Below are 23,354 nucleotides of genomic sequence, written 5' to 3'. Positions count from 1 at the left end.
CCGTAAGCCTTGGCAGCCGGGCGGTCAATACTTGAACGAACTGCCCCCGAGAAACTCGCGCAGCAGCGATGTCGACGGCACCTGGCGGTTGGGTATGGGCCTGATGTAGCGCAGGAACTTCAGCAGCCTGTACGCCTCGCTGTACTCGTCGGCGTTCTCAGGCACCAGCTCCAGCAACGGCTCGGCCTGCGTCTTGAGCACGGCCAGCTCGAAAAGCATTGCCGTGTTGAACATGGCGTCGGCATTCTCCTGGTACGGGAAAATCCACTTGTTCTCGCCGGCCCTCACCGACGGCCACCGGCGTATGGTCTCGAGGGCCGACACCCCGCGGTATTTGTAGTCGCGGATGATGCGCCTCAGCAGCCTGTTGTCGGTCGTTGGGATGTAGTTGTGCGAATCGAGCAGGATGGTGGTCAGCGCCGATGCGTAGACGCGATAGATGAGCGGGTCGGGTATTTTCGACGTGAGCTCGGGGTTGAGCGCATGTATCCCCTCTACCACGAGCACCTCGTTGCCCTCGAGCCTCAGCCGCCTACCGCTGCGCTCGCTGCGCCCCGCCTGGAAGTTATACTTGGGCAGCTCCACCTCTTCGCCCCTGAACAGCGCGTTCATCTGCTCGTTGAGCAGGTCGAGGTTGAGCGCATGCAGGTGCTCGAAGTCGTATTCGCCGCTCTCGTCCTTGGGCGTCAGCTCCCTGTCTACGAAGTAATCGTCGAGCGATATGGGCACCGGGTGCAGCCCGTTGGCCAGCAACTGTATCGAAAGGCGCTTGCATGTGGTGGTCTTCCCGCTCGACGACGGGCCCGCGATGAGCACCATCTTCACCCCGCGGCGGTCGGCAATGTCCTCGGCAATGTTCACTATCTTCTTCTCCTGCAGGGCCTCCGACAGGGTGATGAGCTGCGTGGCCATGCCCTTGTCGGCAGCCTCGTTGAGGTCGCCGATGGTTCTCAGCCCCAGTATCTGCTGCCAGTGGTGGTGCTCCTTGAATATCTCGAACAGCTTGTCTTGCTTGAGGAACTCGCCCAGCTTCGACGGGTCGTCCATCGACGGTATGCGCAGCAGCAGCCCGTCAAAATACTTCTCCAGCCCGAACAGGTGCAGGTAGGCCGTGTTTGTGAGCACCGTGCCATAGTAATTGTCGTGATACCCGTCAATCTCGTAGTACGTGGTGTACAGGCTCCCGGTGCTTTCGAGCAGCTTGACCTTCGACTCCGAGCCCAGCTTGCGGAATATCTCGATGGCCTCTTCCGTGGTGCTCTCGTGGCGGTGGATGGGCAGCGCCATGTCAATTATTTCCTGCATGCGCGCCCGCAAGCGGTCTACGTCGTCGTAAGTGATGTACCGCCCGATGTTCAGGTCGCAGTAGTAGCCGTTCGACACGGGTATGTCAATATACACTTTCCCGTCGGGATAAAGGTCGTGAACAGCCTTGCAAAGCACGAAAAAGAGGCTCCTGACGTATGCCCGCCACCCCGATGTGCACTTAAGCGAGAGGAACTCGACGTCCTTGCTGTTGTAAACGCGGTAATGCATCCCCTCAACTCGGTTGTTCACCTTGGCGCTCACAGGGCCATAGTCCATTTCGAGCCCAAATTCATCATATACCTCAGAAAGTGTGCTTCCGATGCGAATGTTTTTTGTTTTTTTATTATTTTTGCAACGGATTTGTATCATCTGTTCCATAACAATGGCCTTTTGGGATTAACGTTTGTAAAGTTACGCCGTTTTCCCGACATGACGCAATATCGCGAAACAAATTATATTAAAATATGTCGATTTGGATTTTTTTTAAGATTATCGGGTCCCTCGCACTGCTCATCTACGGAATGAAGGTCATGAGCGAAGCCCTGCAGAAAATGGCCGGGTCGCAATTGCGCCACATTCTGGGCACAATGACCAAGAACCGCGTTACCGGCATCATCACCGGAATGTTCGTCACGTGCGCCGTCCAGTCCTCATCAGCCACCACGGTGATGACCGTCTCGTTTGTCAATGCGGGCCTGCTGACCCTCGCCCAGGCCATCTCGGTCATAATGGGGGCAAACATCGGCACGACGCTGACGGCCTGGATAATGAGCCTCGGGTTCTCGTTCAACTTCACCAACGTTGTATTCCCCGCATTCATCATAGCCATACTGCTCATCTACACCAGGCGCCACAGATACCTCGGCGACTTCCTTTTCGGCATTGCCTTCATGTTTTTCTCACTCGCAATGCTCAGCGAGACCGGCGCGGCCATGGATCTCGGACACAACGAAGAGCTGCTTCGCTTCTTCAGCTCATTCGACACAAGCAGCTATATCACCATCGTCATATTCTTGCTCATAGGAACCCTGCTCACGTGCATACTGCAGTCGTCGGCCGCCCTCATGGCCATCACCATGGTGCTGTGCTCGAGCGGCGTGCTGCCGGTGTACCTCGGGATAGCCCTTGTCATGGGAGAGAACATCGGAACCACGGCCACCGCCAACCTTGCGGCGCTCGGGGCCAACACCCAGGCGCGCCGCGCCGCCCTGGCCCACCTGGTGTTCAATGTGTTCGGCGTGTTCTGGGTGCTGTGCTGCTTCTACCCCTTTGTCGACGCGGTGTGCAGCTTCGTCAACTACGACCCGCTCTCGGGAAGCACCGACCCGGTAAAGCTCTCGGTGGTGCTTGCCGCGTTCCACACATCGTTCAACGTATGCAACACGTGCATACTCGTGTGGTTCATCCCGCAAATTGAGCGACTTGTGTGCTGGATGATAAAGCCACGGGGAACCGACGACGAAGACGAGTTCCGCCTGCGCTACATCGGCGGCAACGCAATCATGAAGACACCGGAGCTCTCCGTGCTCGAGGCGCAGAAGGAAATACAGGCCTTCGCCGAGCGCATACAGCGCATGTTCGGGTTCGTGCGCGAACTCCTCGGCACGCAGAACGACGCCGACTTCAACAAGCTATTCAGCAGAATAGAGAAGTATGAGGGCATTAGCGACAACATGGAGATAGAGATTGCCAAGTACTTGGACAGCGTTAGCGACGCCCACCTGAGCGACGAGACCAAGGCAAAGATACGGGCCATGCTGCGCGAGATATCCGAACTGGAAAGCATCGGCGACAGTTGTTACAACATAGCCCGCACAATCAACCGCAAGATGGCGGGCAAAGAAGACTTCACCGAGCGCCAGTACGAGCACCTGCACCAGATGTTTGAGCTCACCGACGACAGCCTGACGCAGATGAACGTGCTGCTCACAGGGCGCAAGGACAACTTCGACGTGAACCGTTCGTTCAACATCGAGAACGAGATAAACAACTACCGGAACCAGCTAAAGAGCCAGAACATCAACGATGTGAACAACCATGAGTACACTTACGCCATCGGAACGATGTACATGGACATCGTCAGCGAGTGCGAAAAGTTGGGCGACTACGTTGTCAACGTGGTGGAAGCAAGGATGGGCACACGCCAGAAAGACGCGTAACGGAAGGAACCCGACGGCGCCAAGCAACATCAGGAACATGCTGCCGCGCACGGCTCTGGCCGTGTGCATGGCCCTTATGTGCGTGCAGCTGCGCGCACAGCCTACCATCATCGGGCGCACGCTGACCACCAGCGAAGGCTTTCCCGACAACAACATACGATGCATCGCCCAAGACGAAGACGGCTTCATGTGGTTCGGCTCCATGTATGCGCTGTACAGGTATGACGGTTACACATACTCAAAATACGTGCCGACGGAGCGCGGCGACACGCGCCTGCTGTCGGCGCGCCACATAGAAGACATCAGGCAATGGCGCGACGGGCTGCTCTGGATAAGGCAGCACGGCAACTTCTACACTGCCTACGACTGCCGCAAAGGCAAGTTTGTAGACTACACCGGATGCGGTCTCTACGGCCTGTCGTTCAGCCACGCCACGATGAACGCCGACGGAAGCATCACCCTTGAAGACGAAAACAACGGCACGGCAACGGTTGCCTACAGCGGCGGGAAGTTCACCTACAGGCGCAACCCGGCCGGCAAAGGCGCGCCGCGCCGCAGCAGCAGGGGCACGTTGACAGACAACAAAGGCAACCACATAAGGTTTACCGCCAACGGAGACGTGGTGTACACCGACGCCAAGACAGGCAAGACGTTCACACTGAACGTATATCCGAAACTGCTCATACAGTCAAACCTCAGCCCGAAGGTAAAGGTGGTGTCGCAAGACAACGGCCTGGTGTGGATATCGACATACGGCAACGGGCTACACCTGTACGACAAACGGACGGGCCAGCACACCCACATCACCAAGGACGACAGCCGGAAACTGATAGGCAGCAACTTCATAATAGCACTGGCCGAAGACCGCAACGGCAACATCTGGCTAAGCCAGGAGCGGCAGGGGGTGGCCTGCCTGAAGGCCACGCAGAGCAACTTCAGGGTGATAAACCTCAACGCCGACGGTCAGCGCGACCGCTCCAACGAGACAAGGATGCTAAAAAGGCTGCCCGGTATAGGCATTGTGGCGTCAAACAACGCGGGCTGCCTGTTCGCCATCGAGGGCATGCAGCCAAGGCAACTGCGCCAGACGGACACCATAAGGTACATCTCCGCCGCCACGGGGCCGGCCGGCGAGATGTGGATCGGGACGAAAACCGACGGCCTCATGGTAGGCTCGAAAGCCTACCGCCACACCCCCGGCAACCCGGCATCGCCGGCTGCCAACCGCATCGACTGCGTGCTCAGAGACCGGAAGGGTCGCATGTGGCTGTCAAGCCTCGAGGGATGCGTAGACCTTGCCGTGCCCACAGCCGGCGGAGGCATGGCCTTCCGCCACGTCATTGGGCCCGACAAAAAACTTGACGCCCGCAAGATGGCACTCGACAACAGGGGAAACATCGTGGTGGCATCAAACGACCGGGTGGTGTGCTTCAACCCCGACAGTATACTGACAGCCCCCGGCCGCATCGCCGAGACATGGCTCAAAAGCGGAGCCAAGGACAACGCCGTGCTGTGCCTGCTATGCGACGGCAGAGGGAACACATGGGTGGGAACCGACGGCAACGGCATCTACAGGCTCAGCCGAGGCCGGGTGGCAGAGCGCATAACCGTGGCCGACGGGCTCGCCAACGACGTGGTCAAGGCCATCACGGCCGATACAGCCGGCAACATCTGGGCCGCAACCATCGACGGATGCTCGGTGATAAGGCCCGACGGCACCATCGACAACATGCACTTCGGCACCTACCACCTGCTCAACACATTCAACGAAGACTGCGCCGCAAGCCTGGCCGACGGCAGGGTGATGCTCGGCTCGATGGCCGGGATAGTGGTGGCCGGGCCTGCCGCTGCCGCGACAGCCGAGCCCAGGCAGCCGTTGCCGATGGCGCTGACGCAGGTGCTCGTCAACGGGTCGCCGCTGACCGGGCTGCCCCCGGCTGCCTTCGGGCGTGACGGAGGCCCCGAACTGAGGCTCGACCACGACCAGAACACAATAACGCTGCGCTTCTCTGACTTCAGCTACGGCATGGGAAGCCAGCAGTCAAGATACACTTTCTTCCTCGAAGGCTAAGACAGCCGGTGGAGCGAATGGTCGCCCATGAACATCGCCTCCTACCGCGACCTGCCCACGGGCCGATACACCCTCATGGTGAAGGCGTCGGGCTCAGGCACGGCCATCAGGCTGCCGGTGGTGGTGGAGCCGCCCCTGTGGGCCACGCCATGGGCCATTGCGCTATACATCATTGCGGCGGCAGCTGTGGCCTTCACCGCCTTCAGCCACCTGCGCACGGTATACCGACAGCGCCGTGACATAGCCATGGAAAAACGGCTCACCGACTTCAAGATTAAGTTCTTCACCGACATATCCCACGAATTCCGCACCCCGCTGACGCTCATCAGGGGCAACGTCGACGCCATGAGGCAGTCGGCCGACTTCCCAAAGGCGCTCAAGCAGTCGGCCGACAGCCTGAAACGCAACACCGACCGCATGATGCGGCTCATCAACCAGCTGCTGGAGTTCAGGCGGATGGAGGAAGACAAGCTGCAGCCCTCACTCGAAGAGACCGACATCGTGGCCTTCCTCAGGGCCATTGCCGACTCGTTCCACGACGCGGCTGGGGTTTGTCACTCAATGCAGAGCGTGCCGTTGTATGTGCCCTTCGACGGCAGTCGGGTGCCGGGTTCCTTAAGCCTGCCCTTCTCGGGTCGGCAGAGCACCCGTGTGGCAAAGCGCAACACGTCGGGCGAGGAGGCGTCGCGCACGAGATGGCCGGGTGCCGTCAGCCTGACCATAAGGCCGCCGCTGCCCACCTCGGCCCACCTCATCTGCTTGGTGCCGTAGGCGTTTCGCCCGTCCCACAGGCCCATCACGGCGGCCTCCCGCTTGTTGGGATGAGTGTCGCAAGGGCCCAGTCCGAACCACCTTTCGAGCGTTGTGCCTGGCGACATTGCCGCCTGCAGCCCTACGAGCGGCAGCATGTTGGTCTGGAAGTCGGTCGCGATGGAGTATTCTACGGCCATCCTGCCGCTGCCGTCGATGCGGTAGCGCATGTCGGCCTCAAGCCTGTTGCTGTCGTTGGCCACATAAGCCACCACCGAGCGGAGCACGATGCAGCCGCTGTCGCGGGCCACGGTGAGCTCCGCCTTGCCCGGCACCAGCTTGTCGGGGCTTACGCCTTTGGCAAACTTACGGCCCCTGATGGTCATGTCTCCCTCGTTAAACTTGTGCCAAACGGTGGGCCGCATGGCCCCCATCACCTTCGTTCCGCCCTTCGATACGGACACCGGCATGCCCGTGGCGCGGCTGAACACATATTCCATGTCGCCTGCCCTGACGCTCAGTTCGCCACTGTTGTCGGCCACCGACGGCGCTGCCGCCGCGGCGGCAGGCTTCCCTTCGGCATACGAGGCGGGCTTCAGCTCTACGCTGTTGCGCCCAATCTCGCGGCCCAGCGAGTCGGCAAAGACCATCAGCACGTATGCCGTCTCTCCGCGCCCGACGGCGCCCAGCCTGCCGAGTGGCACCTTCACGAGCCCCAGCGAGTGGGGCGCGGCGTCGGCGCGGACGGTGGCCGAGTCGAGCCTCTGGCCGTCTTTGCACAGCGTCCAGGCCACCCTGACCGAGCCCAGTGGCGTGAAGTCGTAGTCGTTGCGCACAGCTATGAGGGCGGTGTCGGCCCCATCGGCAATGTCCACGCTGCCGCAGGCTGTCCTCACGGGGGCATATACAGCCTTCAGCTCAAGGTAGTCGCGCGTTGTGTTGCGGTAGGAGTCAACAATCCCGTCCCACCCGTTTGAGCTGATGCGCAGGTAAGGGTCGTCCTTGACAATGCCGCCATAGCGCTTCTCGTCGCGCCTCGTTGGCGTCTTGATGCCCTGGTCTGCCCACATCCACACAGCCCCGCCGGCCCCGGCCGGGTGGCTTGTGAGCGCGCGCCACCTGTCGGCAAGCCCCCCGAAACGGTCGGTGCCGAAGGCGTGGGTGTACTCTGTTGTTATCACAGGGCGGTCGCTTGTGGCCGCAAGAGAGTCGTATTCGCCCGCCGTCCAGTAGTGGGGCACCCTGATGTCAATCTCTTCGGGCAGGCTGCCGTCGGCGTTCCACGGCAGCAATATGGGCCTCGTGCCGTCGAGCGCCTTTACCACCCGCGCCGCCCTGAGGTACATGCCGGTGAGCGCATCCTCGTTGCCCACCGACCAGTATATCACCGACGGGTTGTTGACATCGCGCTCCACGGTCTCCACCGTGCGCAGCATCGAGCCCGCCGTGAAGCCCGGGTCGACGGCCATGCCGCCCGCCCCGCCGAGCGAAACCTCGCCCCCGACATACATGCCAATCGAGTCGCAAAGCTCGATGAAGCCCTTGGCGTGCTGGTAATGGGCCGTCCTGACATAGTTGATGTTGGCCGCCTTCATCAGCCGGAGGTCGCGCAGCCAGTGCTCGCGCGTGGTGGCGCGCCCCACGTCGGGGTACTCGTCGTGGTGGTTGACGCCGCGCAGCTTCACCGGCCGGCCGTTGACGCGCAGCACGCCGCCGTCGGTGGTAACCTCGCGGAAGCCTATGCGCTGCACCGAAGCCTGGCTCACGCCGTCGGGCTCAACCAGTTCGACGCGCAGGGTGTACAGGTACGGGTGCTCGGCATTCCACTGGCGGGGCTCCGCCACGCGCATGGTCACGGCTGTCTCGCGCCCGGTCGAGGTGTGGGCCGCCACGCGCCTTTCCACCGTCTGCACCGTGTCGCCGCCGGCATCGAGCAGCGTGAAGCGCAGCACATAGGGCTGCCCGGGGCTCCGGTAGTTGCCCGGCAGGGTGTTCTTGTGGCGGTCTATCACCATGACCTTCATCTTCAGGTCGGCGTCGCGGTAGTCTTTGTCGAAGTCGGTCACCACCCTCACGGCGTCAATCCAGCGCTTGGCGGGCATGGCTTCGAGCGTCACGTCGCGGTAGATGCCGCCAAGCGACCAGTCGTCGTAGGTGTCGCAGACATACCCCGGGTACACTTGCCTGACGCGGACAGCAAGCAAATTGTCGGCGTCGGCGCTGACATGGCCCGTCACGTCGTAGGAAAACGAGGTGAAACCGCTGTCGTGGCGCCCCACCCATCGGCCGTTGAGCCACACCTCGGCCGACGCCCACACGCCGCCGAAATGCAGCAGCACGCGCTTGCCGGCAAACGAACGGGGCACGCGGAAGTGCCTGAGGTAGAAGCCTTCGCTGTGGGGCGCGTCCTTGAACTCGCGGTAGACGGGCTCCTCGAAGCCCTGCACGGCCCAGCACGACGGCACTTTGACCGTGGTGAAACCGCGCGCGGGGCGCTCCGGGTCGTAAAACCCCGACGCCGCTATCGAGTCGGCCTGGCGCGGGCCCGGGGCGTAGCGAAACTGCCAGTCGCCGTTGATGCAGACGCTCTCTTGCGCCGCCGACACCGCAAACGACATGGCCATCAATGACAATAATAAATTTCTCATCGTATGGTATCTATTGGTTTTGATTGTTGTTGACATTGTTATGAATGAATACTGATACGGCACGGGCGGCGCATTTCCGTAAAATATTGTTACCGTCGGCACGGGGCGACGCAACCGCCTGGGTGACAGCGGGTTGCAAAACGGCCCGTTTTGGCCTGCGAAACGGCCCCGGCCACGCCCCAAAACGGCCTCCGCCGCATTGCAATACGGGCCGTTTGGCTATGCCGCCACGGCCGGGCCTCCACGCGGCCGTGGCCGTTGTAAACAAAAGTTACGCTGCGGCCCACCGGCACCGTGGCCACTACCGGCCCATGCCGAAGGCTAACGCCGCACATACTTCTTGCCGCCCCGGATGTAGATGCCGCGCCCGGGACGGTCGACAATGCGCCCGCCGAGGTCGTGGCAGGGCCCGTCGGCGGCAGGCGCGGCCACAGCCGCAGGCTCTACCCCGGAGGCTATGCCGTCGTCGGAAGTCAGGTCTGAGCCAAGGTAATAGCCCAGCTGGGTTGGCATGTTGTAGCCTATGTTCTGGTTGATTGCGCTCATGTGGTATACATGGTCGGTCATAAGCCACGGGAAGGAATGCTCCGTGGGATACCAGGTTGAGAAGATGCGCAGTTCTTTTGTGAACGTGGTGTCGGGGAAGATGAGCTCTTCGCGCCAGTCGCCGAGCATGTCGCCATACCAGCAAGGGTTCTCCTTGGTGCCGTTGACGTAGCTCACGCCATAGCGGTATACTGTGAACACGCGGTCGTAAACCTCTTTGTTCATGGCGTCGATGCGCGTTCCGTTTAGCAGCTGGCGGTTGAGCTCGCCGCTGAACCACACGGCCATGTTGCACGAGGCGGGCTTGTAGCCCAGGTCGCGGCCGTCGATGGAATGGGCGTTGCCCCTGAACCACCACACCTCGCAGCCCGGATAGCGCGGGTCTATGTCGGCCATGCAGGCCCGGCCTACGTCGGAGTCGTCGTTATGCTGCCATATCACGCGCCCCGTTCTGGCGTCGCGCAGGGCCGCCCCCACGCTCCCTGTCTCGAAGCACGACCATATCTGCAGGCCGTCGGCGGCGGGGTCGAACTTGCCCAGGTGCAGGGCGTCGCCATGGCCCAGGCCGATGCAGTTGAGCCCCGTGCCGTCGTGGTCGATGGTGCACGACCCGTAGACCACCTCGTCGAAGCCGTCGCCGTCTACATCGCCCACGCTCAGGCTGTGGTATCCCTGCCCCGAGTAGTAGCGCTGGCCGCTGACCGACGAGTCGAAGCGCCACCGCCGCCGAAGCTCTCCGCCCGAATAGTCCCACGCCTCGAGCACCGACTTGCCGTAGACGCCGCGCGTGATGAGCACCGAGAGGCGCTCGCCGTCGAAGCACCCGGCCCCGATGCGGTAGCTGCTGGCCCGCTTGTAGTTGCTGTCGCCCCACTCCTCGCTCGTGCCCCGGGCTATGTAGTCGGCGCGGGCCAGCTCACGTCCGCTCGCGCCATCGATGACAGAGATGAACTCCGGGCCCGCCGGTATATACTGGCTTCCGTCTACGCGGTAGTCGGTGAGGCCGTCGCCGTCGGTATCGCCTATCTCGGTGCCGTCGCCAAACACCGTTCCCTCCGACGTGCGCATGGCCACCTCGGCCCTTCCGTCGCCGTCGAAGTCGGCCACGGCAAACGACGCCGAGTTGCCCAAAGGTATGTTCGGGCCCGAGCACACCCGCCACATGAACGTGCCGTCGAGGCGGTAGGCCTCGAAGAGGGTGGTGTGGCGCACGTCGCGGGCCACGGCCCCCTCGCCCCCGTCGGTGGTCTCTGTGCTCACCAGCCGCTTCAGTACAATCTCGCAAATGCCGTCGCCATCAAGGTCGCCCACGCTCGCATCGTTGGCCAGGTAGGCGTATGTGGGGTTCACCCCGGTGGTTGTGGCGAGCGGCACCGATATGTATGGCAACCCGGCCGAAGCCTGCCCGGCCTTCATGGTATACTCGGCCAGCGTGGCGTCGCTGCCGTGGTAGGTCAGGCGGTAGGTGTTGTCGACAGTCCTGTCGGCCGTCGCGTCCTGGTAGTTGTACCTGCCCGCTATCGGCTCGGCGTTGACCTTGACCTCGCGTCCGCCCGCCGGCGTGCGGTAAAGGTCGAACGCCAGGCCGGCGCCATCGCCCGGCAGCTTGCGCCAACTGAGCAGTATCTTGTTGTTATGGTGGCTGAATATGCTTTTCGTGGCATCTTTCCGCCCGTTTATCGACCCCCACAGGGCCTTGCCTGCGGGTTCGCCCGCCACGGCGGGCACGGCTGCGCACAACAGTGCGGCCAAGCAAAGTGAAACAGTGTGTGACATATCTTAATGTTTTAGGTTTGTACTAAAGGATGCCGTCAAAGGCGGCAAGCGGGCGCCACGCCCATGGCCCGGCGCGCCAAGGTGGCGGGCAACGCCACGTGGCGCTGCCGCAGCGGCTCACGCAGACAGGCGCCGGCAGCGGGCCTCAGAGGCTGTCGAGCCATGCCTCGAGCTCGCCCATGAGCTGGCGGCGGTAGGCAAACCGCCCGCCGAAGCCCCAGCCGTGGGCCCCCGTAGGGTAGACGTGGAGCGCGGCCGGCACGCCGTTGGCCTTCAGGGCGAGGTAATAGCTGATGGCGTTGCGGGCCGGAACCTTCACGTCGTCCTCGTTTGCCACGATGAAAGCGCGCGGCGACGTGGAGTCTACATTGAGCTCGTTGCTGTAGCGCCTGACGTCGGCCGCCGTGGCACGGGGCCCTATCAGGTTGTTGCGCGATGGCATGTGGGTGTACGACGAGTCCATGGTTACGACGGGATAAAACAGGCACTGGAAGTCGGGACGGGCCTCACCGCGCGAGTTGGTGGCCACATACGAGGCCAGATGGCCGCCGGCCGAGAAGCCAAAGATGCCCACCGCGTCGGGCCTTATGCCCCACTCCGACGCATGGCGCCTTACCAACGCCACGGCCTCCTCGGCATCGCGCACTGGCTTCGACGGGTCGCCGGCGGGCATGGTGTAGCGCAACACTATGGCCGCGCAGCCCATCGAGTTGAGGTAACCCACCCAGTCGAAGCCCTCGCTCTGCAGTTCAAGGTAACCGTAACGCCCGCCCGGGCACAACACCACGGCACGACCGTCGGCCCGACCGGCCTCAGGCAGCGACACATAGATGCGGCCCGTGCCCGAGCTGAGCACAATCTCCTTGCCCACCGGCGCCGGCGCCTTGGCTTCCAAACGCAGGCCCGGCACCACGGCCAGGGCCAACAGCAATGACATTATATATTTCATGACTATATTGTTTTTGCCGCAAAATTAAGCCATAGCCCCATCATGGCGCGTTCAAAATCGTACGTTTGCGTATGTTTTTGTACCCCCCGGGGCTGCCACCATGCCCACATGGCCACCCGAAGGCGGCGATAAGCCAATTTGGCATGGCTAAAAACGGGATGCGGGGAAAATAAGTATGCACATGCAGCGTTATATCCTTAGGGCACGCTACGGCCCTGACCGAAAACAAGCAAAGGCTCGGGCGCGATGCCGACGGCCCCGGCACAAAAGCCCACGGCGCCCATCGGGATATGGCAGACGGCGGCCGCCGGAGGGCCTTACAGACAATTGCAAACCTAAACGACAACGATATGAAACAATCTGTCACATCATTGCTCTTCGCCATGATGCTGGTGCCGTGCCATGCACAGGTGCACCCGGCATGGGGCGACCGTGGCGACGGTACATACGCCAACCCCATATTGAACGCCGACTACAGCGACCCCGACGTCATACGGGTGGGCGACAAGTATTACATGGTGGCCTCCGACTTCCATTACATAGGCATCCAGGTGCTTGAGTCTGCCGACATGGTGAACTGGAAAATAGTCAGCCAGGTGTACGACCGGTTCGACATGCCGGGATGGGACGCCAACAACCACTACGGCGGAGGGTCGTGGGCACCGAGCATAAGGTGGCACGACGGGCGCTTCTGGGTGTTTTTCTGCACGCCCGACGACGGCCTGTTCATGAGCACGGCCACCAACGCGCGAGGGCCGTGGAGCCCGTTGCACTGTGTTGAGAAGGTGGAACGATGGGAAGACCCGTGCCCTCTGTGGGACGACGACGGGCAGGCTTACCTTGGCCATAGCGTGCTTGGCGCAGGCCCGATAATAGTGCACAGGATGGCGCCCGACGGCTCGCGGTTGCTCGACAAGGGCCGAACGGTATACACGGGGCCTGTGGCCGAAGGCACCAAATGGCTCAAGAAAGACGGCTACTACTACCTCATAATACCCGAGGGAGGGGTGGAAAGCGGATGGCAGACGGTGCTGCGGTCGCGCAGCATCTACGGCCCCTATGAGCGAAAGGTGGTGCTCGAACAGGGCCCGACGCCCGTCAACGGGCCCCACCAGGGCGCCCTTGTCGACACGCCAAGCGGCGAATGGTGGTTCTTCCACTTCCAGTCGGTGAACCCCACGGGCAGGATTGTACACCTGCAACCGGCCGGATGGCGCGGCGGATGGCCCGAAATTGGCACCGACACCGACGGAAACGGCATAGGCGAACCAATGGACAGCCACGGCAAACCGGCCACGACAGCGGCCGCCAAGCCCTGCCTGCCACAGGCAAGCGACTGGTTTGACGGCAACGAACTGTACTGGCGGGGGCAACACTCATCGAGGCTCATGCCGCAATGGCAGTGGTGCCACAACCCCGACAACAGCAAATGGAGCCTCGACGAGCGCCCCGGGTGGCTCACGCTGCACGCCGACAGGGCCGACAGCCTGCGCCCGTGCCGCAACATGCTTACGCAGAAGGCTATGGGATATGGGGGCACCGCCACCACCAAGGTGGAACTGACAGACAGCACCGGCAGCACCTTTGCCGGACTGCTATGCAACGGCAAGCAGTTCAGGGCCGTCGGACTGTGCTCCGAGGGGGTGTTCACCGAATGCGACGGACGGCGCACCATCGTTGCCAAAGGCCGCTTCAAGGGCGTCTGCCTAAGGGTCGTGACCGACCTGGAAGCCAACAGCCACCGCTTCTTCTACAGCCTCGACGGGGCCAGCTTCAGCCCCGCCGGCGAACCGTTTGCCATGAGCAGCGGCTACTGGAAGGGCATGCGGCTCGGCCTGTTCTGCTATTCTACGGCCGACAACGGCGGACATGCCGACTTCGACTGCTTTGTCTACGACATCAGCGGGTGGCCCGCAGCCGGCAAAGGGTGGCGATGACGGCATTGCGCCGTGGCGCCGCAAACCGGCTGGCGCCACCCCTCAGCCGCACAACACAAAAGCCAACGGCCGGCAATGCTGCACAGAACACAGCATTGCCGGCCGTCGGCCAAACATCGGGCAAAGGCCGGCGGCACAGCCGCGGCGCCCCCTTCGACATGACGGCAGGCAGCCGGCGCGTGCCGACGCGCCCCACCTCGGCAACCGGCCTATAGCCCGCCGGCCGGCAGGGTCTCGCCCTCGAGAGGCCAGTTGGGCGACGGGTGGTGCATGGCTTTCATCTCGCGGTCAAACCGCTCGACCATGTCGGGATGCTCGGCGGCAAGGTTGTGGCGCTCGCCGGGGTCGTCCTTGAGGTTGTAAAGCTCCAAGGGCTTGTTCTTCTTCACCGTCACACACTTCCAGTCGCCACGCCTTGCGGCACGCTGCTTGCCCGGAAACTCCCAGTAGAGCAGCCTGTTGTCGGTGTCGACCTGCCTGCCGTAGAATAGCGGCAGTATGTTCATGCCGTCGATGCCTTGGGGCAACGAGGCCTCGCCACCGGCCAGGGCGGCCAGCGTGGGCATCACATCGGGGAAGTAGATTATGTTGTCCAGCTTCTGCACAGGCACCTTCCCGGGCTGGTTTACGATGAAAGGCACACGAATGCCGCCCTCGTAAAGCATGCCCTTGCGGCCGTTGAAGCCGGCGTTGCAGCCCAGTTCCTTGAGCGGGGCCTGCACCGCCGCGCCGTTGTCGGAGGCGAAGATGACCATCGTGTTCTCCCTCAGCCCGATGCTGTCGAGGTGAGACAGCAACCTGCCTATGGCCTTGTCCATGTGCGTTATGAGCGAGGCGTAGCGCTTGGTGTTCATCGTCCAGTCGCTGCGGTCGTCATACCACGACGTGTCATCGATGACATAAGGCTCGTGGGGCGCGTCGTATGCCAGGTAGAGGAAGAACGGGCGCTCCCTGTTGCGGTCGATGAAAGCCAGCGCGTCGTCGGTGCTTATGTCGGTGTTGTGGCGCACATGGGCGTCGTGGGCGTTGGCGTCGATGTGTATGAGGCTGTCGCCGTGGAACCTGTAGTACGGGTAATAATATGGCGAATTAGACTCGACGGTGCTTATTGTCCACCCGTAGAACTCGTGGAACCCCCTGTGGTTGGGCGCAGCCATGGGGTCGTAGCCGTCGAGGTGCCACTTGTTGACAAGGCAGGTGCGGTAGCCCGCCGCCGAGAGAACGGTTGCGACGGTGGTGTCGGAGGGCAGGAGGTTGGCCCGGCGTATGTATGTGGTGTCGCCGGCGGGCGACACCTTCACGCCGCGTATGCCCCCGGCGGTGCACTGGTTGTCGCGTATGGTTGTCTTGCCGGTGTTCTTTCCGGTCATCAGAGCGCACCTTGAAGGCGACGATATGCCGCTCCCGGCGTAGCTCTGCGTAAACGACGTGCCCGTGCGGGCCAGGTTGTCGATGTTGGGAGTCTTCACAAAGCGGCTCCCGTAGCACGACAGGTCGCCGTAGCCAAGGTCGTCGGCAAGTATGAAGATGATGTTGGGGCGGTCGGGCGTGGCCTTGGCCTGCCCGTCGGCAGCCTGCGCCTCGGTTGCCGAAATGATGCCGATGGCGGCAAACGCGCCGCCTATGCGTGTCCATCTCTTTCTCATTGCGGTTGTTTTAGTCATTGTATGAATGCAAGCGCAGGCCCACACGCCACACCCATGGCTGCAGAGCCGCTGTGCGCCGAGGGGGCTTGCACCATGCAAAGGTAACTGAAAAAAGCGACACAAAGAAGCGAAATGCGAAAAAAATGAGCCTGTTTCTCCTGACGCCATGGGCCGTTCGGAGGCGCCAAAGGTAAAAGATGCACTATTTTCTGTAATACATGTAACCGCCATAAGAGATTTATTGGCTATCTTTGCCATGCAAATCAAAGAGAAAACGACATGGAGCAAACATTGATCATAGACTCGATTGAGAGTTACAACAATTACTTCGGGTTTGAGACACAGCACCCGCTCGTGGCCGTGGTCGACCTCAGGAAGACCAAGCCCGAATCATTCCCCATGGAGGCGGCATACGACTACAGGGTCTACGCCCTCTTCCTAAAGCAGACATACTGCGGCGACATCACCTACGGCAGGCAGCCCTACGACTACCAGGAGGGCACCGTCACCAGCTTCGCCCCGGGACAAGTGGTGCACGTAAAGCGCATGCCGCACTTCGAACCCAACGCCCGCGGGCTGCTGTTCCACCCCGACCTCATACGGGGCACGTCGCTCGGAAAGGGCATAGGGCAGTATTCGTTTTTCGACTACTCCTCGCGCGAGGCGCTGCACCTGTCTGACGACGAGAAAAAGATATTCACCGACTGCCTCAACAAGATTGAGATGGAACTCGGACGCCCCATCGACCAGCACAGCAAACCGCTGATATGCCGCAACATAGAGCTGCTGCTCGACTATTGCATGAGGTTCTACGACAGGCAGTTCATCACCCGCCGCGAAGCCAACCACGACGTGCTCACGCGCTTTGAGAACGAGCTCAACACCTACTTCAGGGGCAACCGGGCCGAGCGCGAGGGGCTGCCGTCGGTGAAATACTTCGCCGAAAGGTGTTTCCTTTCGCCCAACTACTTCGGCGACCTCGTGAAAAAAGAAACCGGACGGTCGCCGCAAGAGTTCATACAAGGAAAGATAATAGACCTGGCCAAGGAATTCCTGGCCGGCACAGACAAGTCGGTCACCGAGATTGCATACTGCCTGGGATTCCAGTATCCGCAGCACTTCAACCGCTACTTCAAGCGCGGGGTGGGCATGACGCCCATGGAGTACAGGCGCACAGGGGCCGAAGCATGAGGCAAACATCAATCCGAATGCCTATGAACGACACTGATACTTCGACCGTGTGCCGGTGCAACCGCATTTTCGGCGAGCGCACGCTGCACCCGCTGGCCAGCGTCATCGACCTGAGCAGGGCGGCCCCGCAGCAAGAACTGAGCCTCGACTGCTATGCCGTGATGGTGGCCGGCAGGGTGGCGGGATGCCGCAACGGCACCCTGTGCAGCTGCGACTACGCCGACGCCACGGTGCTGTTTGCGCCGCCGGGCCACTACATAGAGGCACAAGGCGAAGCCGACAGCCGGCTGCTGCTGTTCCACCCCGACCTGACAAGCCTCGACAGCCTGGGCATGAAGATGCCCGAATACACCTACTTCGGCTACAACAAGAGCGAGGCGCTGCGGCTGTCGCTGCGCGAAAAGAGGCAGGTGGAGCGATGCCTCGACTATATCGACGAAGAGTTGCACTGGGGCATCGACCGCTTCAGCCGCATACTGCTGTGCAACAAAATCGAACTACTGCTCAACTACTGCCTCCGGTTCTATGCCAGGCAGTTCATACTGCGCCACGACATCATCAGCGAAGACATAGCGAAGGTAACCGAAAAGATTGATATATACCTCAGGTCGGGACGCGCCGCGGCCACAGGACTGCCCGGGGCACAGCTGGTGGCGCAATGGGCGGGGCACTCAGAGGCATACACGTCGGACATGCTGCACGCCGAAACGGGCCACACCACCGAGGAATATGTGCAGAAACGACGCTTCGAGATGGCCAAGCAGATGCTCATAGGCACAGAAAGCAAGGTGAGCGAGATAGCCGCCACACTGGGATTCCCGTCGACACCGGCATTCACCATGCTCTTTGAGAAATGCACCGGATGCACGCCCAACGAGTACCGAAGCCACTGACAGGACGCCCCGGGGCGGTAAACAATACATACAAAACGGCCTGCGACGATATGTCGCAGGCCGTTTTGCCTGATGGCGGAGGCCGTATTGCACCGCCGAACGGCCTCCGCCGCATTGCAATACATGCCGTTTGGCATCGCTATACGGGCGTTGCCGCAAACCGCTATGGCAGAAGCACTTGCACCGGCGCGGGCGAACGGCTCCGCAATGCGAAAAATGCCGACACCGACGGGCATGGCAGACAGAACATCAAGACAATGGGCCACGACTCTGAACAAACAGCCTGCAGCCAAGCCGACGGGTGATATTACCCTGCGGCCCGGCCGTGCGAAAGCCTTATTCAGGCGGTAAGCACTATAGCTTTCGATAGCATGTTTTCATCAAAACAATAAATCCAAGTGTCAACAGAGCTTGCTTCTATCTAAAGCATCCGCCCAATCCATCACACACATTAATTAAGACAACCGGCAAAACCAACCGAACACAAGGCAAAACCAACCGAAGCGTTGCCACGTTTGCATAATGCCGACACCGACGCCGAGCGTCGGAAACAGAGCCAAAGAGCCCAAAGCGGCAGTCAAATACAATGGCAACGAGGCGGTCTGCAGGGGCAATCGGCCACATGGATTGCACATTATATATAATAAGGCCAGCCATCCTCTGCCTCGCAACATCAACCAACATACATATTTCCGCCGCAATCACCGGCCCCGCCACAACCTTTTCAGATACAGTTGCGCTGCCGGCGCCACGCCATCGGCAGGGCCCGGCCGAGCCCATGATGCACCAGGCGTACAGCAGCAATAGCGCCGCAGGCTGCCTTTGCAACCAAGTTGCACAGGCTTTGGCATACCTTTGCCTGTGAAAAAGCGCAGCCGACGGTCCCCGACGCAAGGGGCACGGCCTGCGCAACTACTTACACAGAGCAAACAAAAGCATAATAAGGATATGGAAGAAAACCACAACCACCACCACCATCATGCACACGTGCATGAGGTGAAATCGCTCAACGGCATTTTCATCTTGTCGATTGCGCTCAACGCCGCCTTTGTCATTGTCGAGGCAGCGGTGGGCTTTTTGGAAAACTCGCTGTCGCTGCTGTCAGACGCCGGCCACAACCTGGGCGACGTGTTCTCGCTGCTCCTTGTGCTCGCCGCCTTCAAGCTGGCCGCCGTGCACCCCTCGAAGCGGTTTACCTACGGCCTGAAGAAGAGCACCGTGCTCATATCGCTGCTCAACGCCATCATACTGCTCGTGGCCGTAGGGGCCATCATCCTGGAGAGCATACACAAGTTCCGCGAGCCCGCCCAGGTAGACGGTATTGCCGTGTCGTGGACGGCCTTCGTGGGCATAATCATCAACGGGGCCACCGCCATGCTGCTCATGAGGGGACAGAAAGGCGACATCAACGTGCGCGGGGCGTTCCTGCACATGGCCGCCGACACGCTTGTGAGCGTGGGCGTGGTAATATCCGGCGTGGCCATCACCCTGACGGGATGCAACACCATCGACCCCATCGTGTCGCTCGTCATTGCAGCCGTGATACTGGTGTCTACCTGGAAGCTGCTCTCCGAGAGCCTGCGGCTGTCGCTCGACGGCACCCCCGAGGGCATCGACCCCGAGCACGTGATAGCCAAGATGGAGGGTTGCGCCCACGTGGTCAACGTGCACCACCTGCACATCTGGGCCATGAGCACCACGGCCAACGCCCTGACGGCCCACGTGGTGATAGACGACCTCGGGGCCATGGAACAGGCCAAGGCAGGGATAAAGGCGGCGCTCATGGCCGAAGGCATTGCCCACAGCACTCTCGAGATGGAGACCGCCGACTGCCACTGCGCCGACCACGACACGCAATACGGAGGCTGAGCAACCGAAGATTCTGTAATTCGGGTATGCCATGTATTGCGGATAATCAGTATCTTTGCCCCATCAAAACCACAAAAACATGAAAAAGCTACTGACTATCGCCATCGCCATGATGGCTGCGGCTGGCGCCATGGCCCAGTCGAAGGTGTATTTCACCAAAGAGATTACCCCTGAGTCGCTTGTCAAGGTTTACAAGGCCCTGGGCGTGGAACCCACCGGCCGCGTGGCCGTGAAGATAAGCACTGGCGAGCCCGGAGGCCACAACTACTTGAAACCGACGCTCATACGCAACCTCGTCGACGAGGTAAAGGGCACCATTGTTGAGTGCAACACTGCTTACGGCGGGCGCCGCAGCACGTCGGCCGAGCACCGCAAGGCCATACACGAGCACGGCTTCGACAGCATAGCGCGTGTGGACATCATGGACGAGGAGGGAAACATGAACATTCCGGTGAAGGACACCACGCACATAAAGTATGACATAGTGGGCTCGCACCTGGCCAACTACGACTTCATGGTAAACCTCGCCCACTTCAAGGGCCACGCCATGGGCGGGTTCGGAGGAGTGCTCAAGAATGCCAGCATAGGCGTTGCGTCGGCCGACGGAAAGGCTTACATACACACGGCGGGCAAGGTGCAGAGCCCCAAGGAGCTGTGGCAGAACCTGCCGGCGCAAGACTATTTCCTCGAGTCGATGGCCGCTGCGGCGCAGGGAGTGCACGACTACATGAAGGGTCGCGTGGTTTACATCAACGTGATGAACAACATGAGCGTTGACTGCGACTGCGACTCCCACCCGGCCGACCCGAAGATGAAGGATGTGGGCATACTGGCCTCAACCGACCCCGTGGCGCTCGACAAGGCTTGCCTCGACATTGTGTTCAACCACAAGGCCACGCCGGGCGACGACAACAAGCCGCTCATCGAGCGCATCAACCGCCAGCACGGCACTTACATCGTTGACTATGCCGAGCGGATTGGGCTCGGCTCGAAGAAATACGAGATTGTAGAGCTAAAGTAAAGCTGCCACAAACGACAAAGCCGGGGAGCGGACTTCCGTTCCCCGGCTTTGTCGTTTGCAGCCTGCTGCACCCCGCAGGCCTGCCTGCCGGCCACGCCCGGCCACGCCACGGCCCCGCTCCGGCCGCCGAGCCGCGGCCAGCGCTGCCCTCAGCAATACTCCGAGGGAGTCATGCCGGTAGCCTTCTTGAAGCACCTGCTGAAATATTTCGGGTCGGAAAAGCCACACTTGTAGGCCACCTCCGATATGTTGCCGCTGTGGGCGCGCAGCAGTTCCTTGGCGTAGGCTATGCGGGCCTCCTGCATGAAGTTGTTGGGGGTAACGCCAAACACCCGCTTCATGTTCAGGTAGAACACCGACCGGCTCATGCCCATGTCTTGCGCAAAGCTGTCGACGGTGAGCTCGGCGTTGGCCATGTTGCGCTCCATGTAGGCCCACACCTTGGCCGACCATGCGTCGTCCCGCTCACGCTCCACGTCGGCCTCGGGCGCCCCCTGGCCCGGCACGTGCCTCTCGCCGTGCTTCAGCAGGGCGTATTCCACCTTCTCGCCGGTGGTCATCTTAATGTCGCTCAGCTCGCGCTGCAGCCGCCTGATGTATGCCGCCACCTTGAATATGGCGTAGAGCGCCACGAGTAGCAGCCCCCCGTAGAGCATCCATGCCATGGGCCTCTCGTTGAATGCGGGCGTGCGGTGTATCTCGATGGTGCGCTCGTTGTCGGTCCAGATGCCGTCGCCGTTGGTCGACTTTATGTGCAGCAGGTATTTCCCCGCCGGTATGTTGGCATAGCGAATGTGGCTGTCGGTGGTGTAGTTCCACGTCTCGTCCACCCCGTCGAGCTTGTAGGCATACTCTATCTGCTCGTTTTTGTTGTAGTCGAGTGCAGCCATCTCTATGCTCAGGCTCTTCTCGTTGGGGCCCAGCTCCACCCTGCTGCCGCAGTCAACGACTATTGGCGGCACGTAGCTGCTTTTCTTCAGCTCGGCCGGATTGAACTCCAGTATGCCCTGCGTGGTGCCCATCACGAGCCGCCCGTCGGCCATGCAGAGCGGGCGGGCCTCAGAGAAGACGAAGCCACCGCTGAACATGCTCCGCTTGAAGTTGGTGATGACGCCGGTGGACGGCACGAAGCAGCTCAGCGAGGCCCCCGACACGAGCCACAGCCGGCCCTGCTTGTCTTCGGTGACCGACATCACCACGTCGCTGGCCAGGCCGCTGTCGGTGGTGTAGGGCCTGAACGTTATGGTGTCGGAAAGCAGGTTGGTGCTCATTATTCGGCAAAGCCCGCCACCGTATGTAGACACGAAGATGTTGCCCGAGCGCGCCTGCACAATGTCGGTCACCCGGTTGTTGCTCAGCGAGGTGGCGTCGGCCGGGTCGCGCCGGTTGGCGTGAAACTTCATGGCAGCCGTGTTGCGCTCTATGCGCGCGGTGTAAAGGCCGGTGTTGGTGCCCACGAGCAGCACTCCGCCGGGCGTGATGGCCAGCCGGTGAATCTCTACGTCGCCCTCGTGGACGGGCGGCAGTCCGTTGCCGCTGTTGGCAAAGGTGACCCGTCCGCCCGGCCCCACGGTGGCCACGTTGAGCCCGCCTCCGTAAGTGCCAATCCACATGCGGCCATACGAGTCTTCCACTATAGAGTATATGTCGTTGTGGTTTAGGTCGCCGTCGATGGGGTTGTTGGCCACGTAACGGTCTACGGCGAACCCCTTGTCCGAGGGCGTCAGGCGGAACAGCCCGCTGCCCTTGGCCCCCATCCACACTGTGCCGCGGCTGTCTTCGCGTATGCAGTAGACGCTGTGGCCGAAGAGCACGGGCGCCGGCCTCAGGCTGCCGGAGGCGTCGAGGTAGCCCGCCAGCCGTCCGTCGCGGCCCACTATGCGCACATAGCCGTTTTTGTCGGCCACCCAGAGGCGCCCCTTGCTGTCTTCCATGAGGCCGCGCACCTCTTCCTGCGGGGCGTCGGTGGCCTTGCGGTTGCTTATTGGCTTGCTGACAAACGATATGCGGTCGAGGCCCAGCATGGAGTACACCCATATCCCCCCCTGCCTGTCTTTGTATAGAATGCGCACCGAAATGCCGGCATAGCGCGGCATGGCGGCCACCATGCGCTGCGTGGCCTCGTCGGGCATGTAGCGCACGTCGTGGGCCGAGCGCGGGCCAGTGTATGGCGTGAACTTGCGCGATGTGCGGTTGAATACGAAATAGTCGGAGCGCACCCGGCACAGGATGTTGCCGTCGGCGAGCTCGCGTATGTAGTCAATCCGGTTTGCCTCGAGGGGGCAGTTGTCGCCGGGCCGCGCCTTGTAGTTGCGCAGCCGGTAGCCGTCGTAGCGGTAAAGGCCGTCCCAGGTGGAAAACCATATTATCCCGGCGCGGTCTTGTATTATGCAGCTCACGCGGCTCTCGGCAAAGCCATCGCCCTCGTCGAAGGTCATTATCCGCACCTCGTCGGCAGCACGGAGGCCCATGCCCGAAAGCACGGCTATGAGTATGAAAGCCAACAGTCGTCTCATTCCTGTCTATTGATGCAGTGTTCTTGCCTGCAAAGTTAGCGAAAAAATGTCTAAAAACTTAAGTGTTAGGCCAT

The 23,354-nt window shown here is 61.3% G+C and carries 13 protein-coding genes and 1 pseudogene; 8 read left to right on the top strand and 6 right to left on the bottom strand.

The annotated features are described in order from the left end of the window. Positions 1-24: 24 nt before the first annotated feature. On the bottom strand, positions 25-1,686 hold the full coding sequence (locus H6B30_RS01050; protein WP_205107032.1) for a nucleoside kinase: 1,662 nt from the start codon (positions 1,684-1,686) through the stop codon (positions 25-27). Positions 1,687-1,772: 86 nt separating this feature from the next. On the opposite strand from H6B30_RS01050, the gene H6B30_RS01045 reads away from it, so the two are divergent. From H6B30_RS01045 to H6B30_RS16650, 3 genes and pseudogenes are all read left to right on the top strand, one after another. After that, on the top strand, positions 1,773-3,467 hold the full coding sequence (locus tag H6B30_RS01045) for a Na/Pi cotransporter family protein (RefSeq protein WP_205107030.1): 1,695 nt from the start codon (positions 1,773-1,775) through the stop codon (positions 3,465-3,467). Positions 3,468-3,504: 37 nt separating this feature from the next. Beyond that, positions 3,505-5,538, top strand: a complete 2,034-nt coding sequence (locus tag H6B30_RS01040) for a ligand-binding sensor domain-containing protein (protein ID WP_205107028.1) — start codon at positions 3,505-3,507, stop codon at positions 5,536-5,538. 27 nt (positions 5,539-5,565) lie between these two features. After that, positions 5,566-5,991: pseudogene (locus H6B30_RS16650) on the top strand (histidine kinase dimerization/phospho-acceptor domain-containing protein); the annotation flags it as partial. Between the two features lie 101 nt (positions 5,992-6,092). Here the strand turns inward: H6B30_RS16650 and H6B30_RS01035 are convergent. The 3 genes from H6B30_RS01035 to H6B30_RS01025 form a co-directional block, all read right to left on the bottom strand. Next, positions 6,093-8,936 (bottom strand): glycoside hydrolase family 2 TIM barrel-domain containing protein, encoded by a 2,844-nt coding sequence (locus H6B30_RS01035; protein WP_205107026.1) that lies wholly within the window; start codon positions 8,934-8,936, stop codon positions 6,093-6,095. A gap of 321 nt (positions 8,937-9,257) precedes the next feature. Beyond that, a complete protein-coding gene (locus H6B30_RS01030; RefSeq protein ID WP_205107024.1) occupies positions 9,258-11,258 on the bottom strand; it encodes a rhamnogalacturonan lyase family protein in 2,001 nt (666 codons plus the stop codon). Between the two features lie 145 nt (positions 11,259-11,403). Next, positions 11,404-12,207, bottom strand: coding sequence for an alpha/beta hydrolase (locus H6B30_RS01025; RefSeq protein WP_205107022.1), 804 nt, complete (start codon positions 12,205-12,207; stop codon positions 11,404-11,406). Positions 12,208-12,557: 350 nt separating this feature from the next. Between H6B30_RS01025 and H6B30_RS01020 the strand changes: the two genes are divergently transcribed. After that, positions 12,558-14,144, top strand: a complete 1,587-nt coding sequence (locus H6B30_RS01020; protein ID WP_239483425.1) for a glycoside hydrolase family 43 protein — start codon at positions 12,558-12,560, stop codon at positions 14,142-14,144. A 209-nt stretch (positions 14,145-14,353) separates the two neighbouring features. On the opposite strand, the gene H6B30_RS01015 is transcribed toward H6B30_RS01020, so the two are convergent. Continuing rightward, on the bottom strand, positions 14,354-15,790 hold the full coding sequence (locus H6B30_RS01015; RefSeq protein ID WP_205107020.1) for a sulfatase-like hydrolase/transferase: 1,437 nt from the start codon (positions 15,788-15,790) through the stop codon (positions 14,354-14,356). Positions 15,791-16,069: 279 nt separating this feature from the next. On the opposite strand from H6B30_RS01015, the gene H6B30_RS01010 reads away from it, so the two are divergent. From H6B30_RS01010 to H6B30_RS00995, 4 genes are all read left to right on the top strand, one after another. Further along, complete coding sequence (locus H6B30_RS01010; protein ID WP_205107018.1) at positions 16,070-16,981, top strand: helix-turn-helix domain-containing protein; 912 nt, start codon at positions 16,070-16,072, stop codon at positions 16,979-16,981. A 23-nt stretch (positions 16,982-17,004) separates the two neighbouring features. Further along, the gene (locus tag H6B30_RS01005; RefSeq protein ID WP_205107016.1) at positions 17,005-17,874 is read left to right on the top strand and encodes a helix-turn-helix domain-containing protein; all 870 of its coding nucleotides are present in this window, start codon (positions 17,005-17,007) and stop codon (positions 17,872-17,874) included. Between the two features lie 948 nt (positions 17,875-18,822). Next, positions 18,823-19,743 carry a cation diffusion facilitator family transporter gene (locus tag H6B30_RS01000; protein WP_205107014.1) on the top strand — a complete coding sequence of 307 codons (921 nt, stop codon included), beginning with the start codon at positions 18,823-18,825 and terminating at the stop codon, positions 19,741-19,743. Between the two features lie 79 nt (positions 19,744-19,822). Continuing rightward, positions 19,823-20,764 (top strand): DUF362 domain-containing protein, encoded by a 942-nt coding sequence (locus H6B30_RS00995; protein ID WP_205107012.1) that lies wholly within the window; start codon positions 19,823-19,825, stop codon positions 20,762-20,764. 149 nt (positions 20,765-20,913) lie between these two features. On the opposite strand, the gene H6B30_RS00990 is transcribed toward H6B30_RS00995, so the two are convergent. Then, a complete protein-coding gene (locus H6B30_RS00990; protein ID WP_205107009.1) occupies positions 20,914-23,280 on the bottom strand; it encodes a two-component regulator propeller domain-containing protein in 2,367 nt (788 codons plus the stop codon). Positions 23,281-23,354: the final 74 nt, after the last annotated feature.

Source organism: Marseilla massiliensis (assembly GCF_016899955.1).
Lineage (GTDB): Bacteria > Bacteroidota > Bacteroidia > Bacteroidales > Bacteroidaceae > Prevotella > Prevotella intestinigallinarum.
This window is presented reverse-complemented; position numbering and strand designations above follow the sequence as displayed.

Bases quoted from the DNA above. Each gene is read 5' to 3' on its own strand.
- H6B30_RS01050 (WP_205107032.1), bottom strand. From the start codon at position 1,686: ATGGAACAGATGATACAAATCCGTTGCAAAAATAATAAAAAAACAAAA.
- H6B30_RS01045 (WP_205107030.1), top strand. From the start codon at position 1,773: ATGTCGATTTGGATTTTTTTTAAGATTATCGGGTCCCTCGCACTGCTC.
- H6B30_RS01040 (WP_205107028.1), top strand. From the start codon at position 3,505: ATGCTGCCGCGCACGGCTCTGGCCGTGTGCATGGCCCTTATGTGCGTG.
- H6B30_RS01035 (WP_205107026.1), bottom strand. From the start codon at position 8,936: ATGAGAAATTTATTATTGTCATTGATGGCCATGTCGTTTGCGGTGTCG.
- H6B30_RS01030 (WP_205107024.1), bottom strand. From the start codon at position 11,258: ATGTCACACACTGTTTCACTTTGCTTGGCCGCACTGTTGTGCGCAGCC.
- H6B30_RS01025 (WP_205107022.1), bottom strand. From the start codon at position 12,207: ATGAAATATATAATGTCATTGCTGTTGGCCCTGGCCGTGGTGCCGGGC.
- H6B30_RS01020 (WP_239483425.1), top strand. From the start codon at position 12,558: ATGAAACAATCTGTCACATCATTGCTCTTCGCCATGATGCTGGTGCCG.
- H6B30_RS01015 (WP_205107020.1), bottom strand. From the start codon at position 15,790: ATGAGAAAGAGATGGACACGCATAGGCGGCGCGTTTGCCGCCATCGGC.
- H6B30_RS01010 (WP_205107018.1), top strand. From the start codon at position 16,070: ATGGAGCAAACATTGATCATAGACTCGATTGAGAGTTACAACAATTAC.
- H6B30_RS01005 (WP_205107016.1), top strand. From the start codon at position 17,005: ATGAACGACACTGATACTTCGACCGTGTGCCGGTGCAACCGCATTTTC.
- H6B30_RS01000 (WP_205107014.1), top strand. From the start codon at position 18,823: ATGGAAGAAAACCACAACCACCACCACCATCATGCACACGTGCATGAG.
- H6B30_RS00995 (WP_205107012.1), top strand. From the start codon at position 19,823: ATGAAAAAGCTACTGACTATCGCCATCGCCATGATGGCTGCGGCTGGC.
- H6B30_RS00990 (WP_205107009.1), bottom strand. From the start codon at position 23,280: ATGAGACGACTGTTGGCTTTCATACTCATAGCCGTGCTTTCGGGCATG.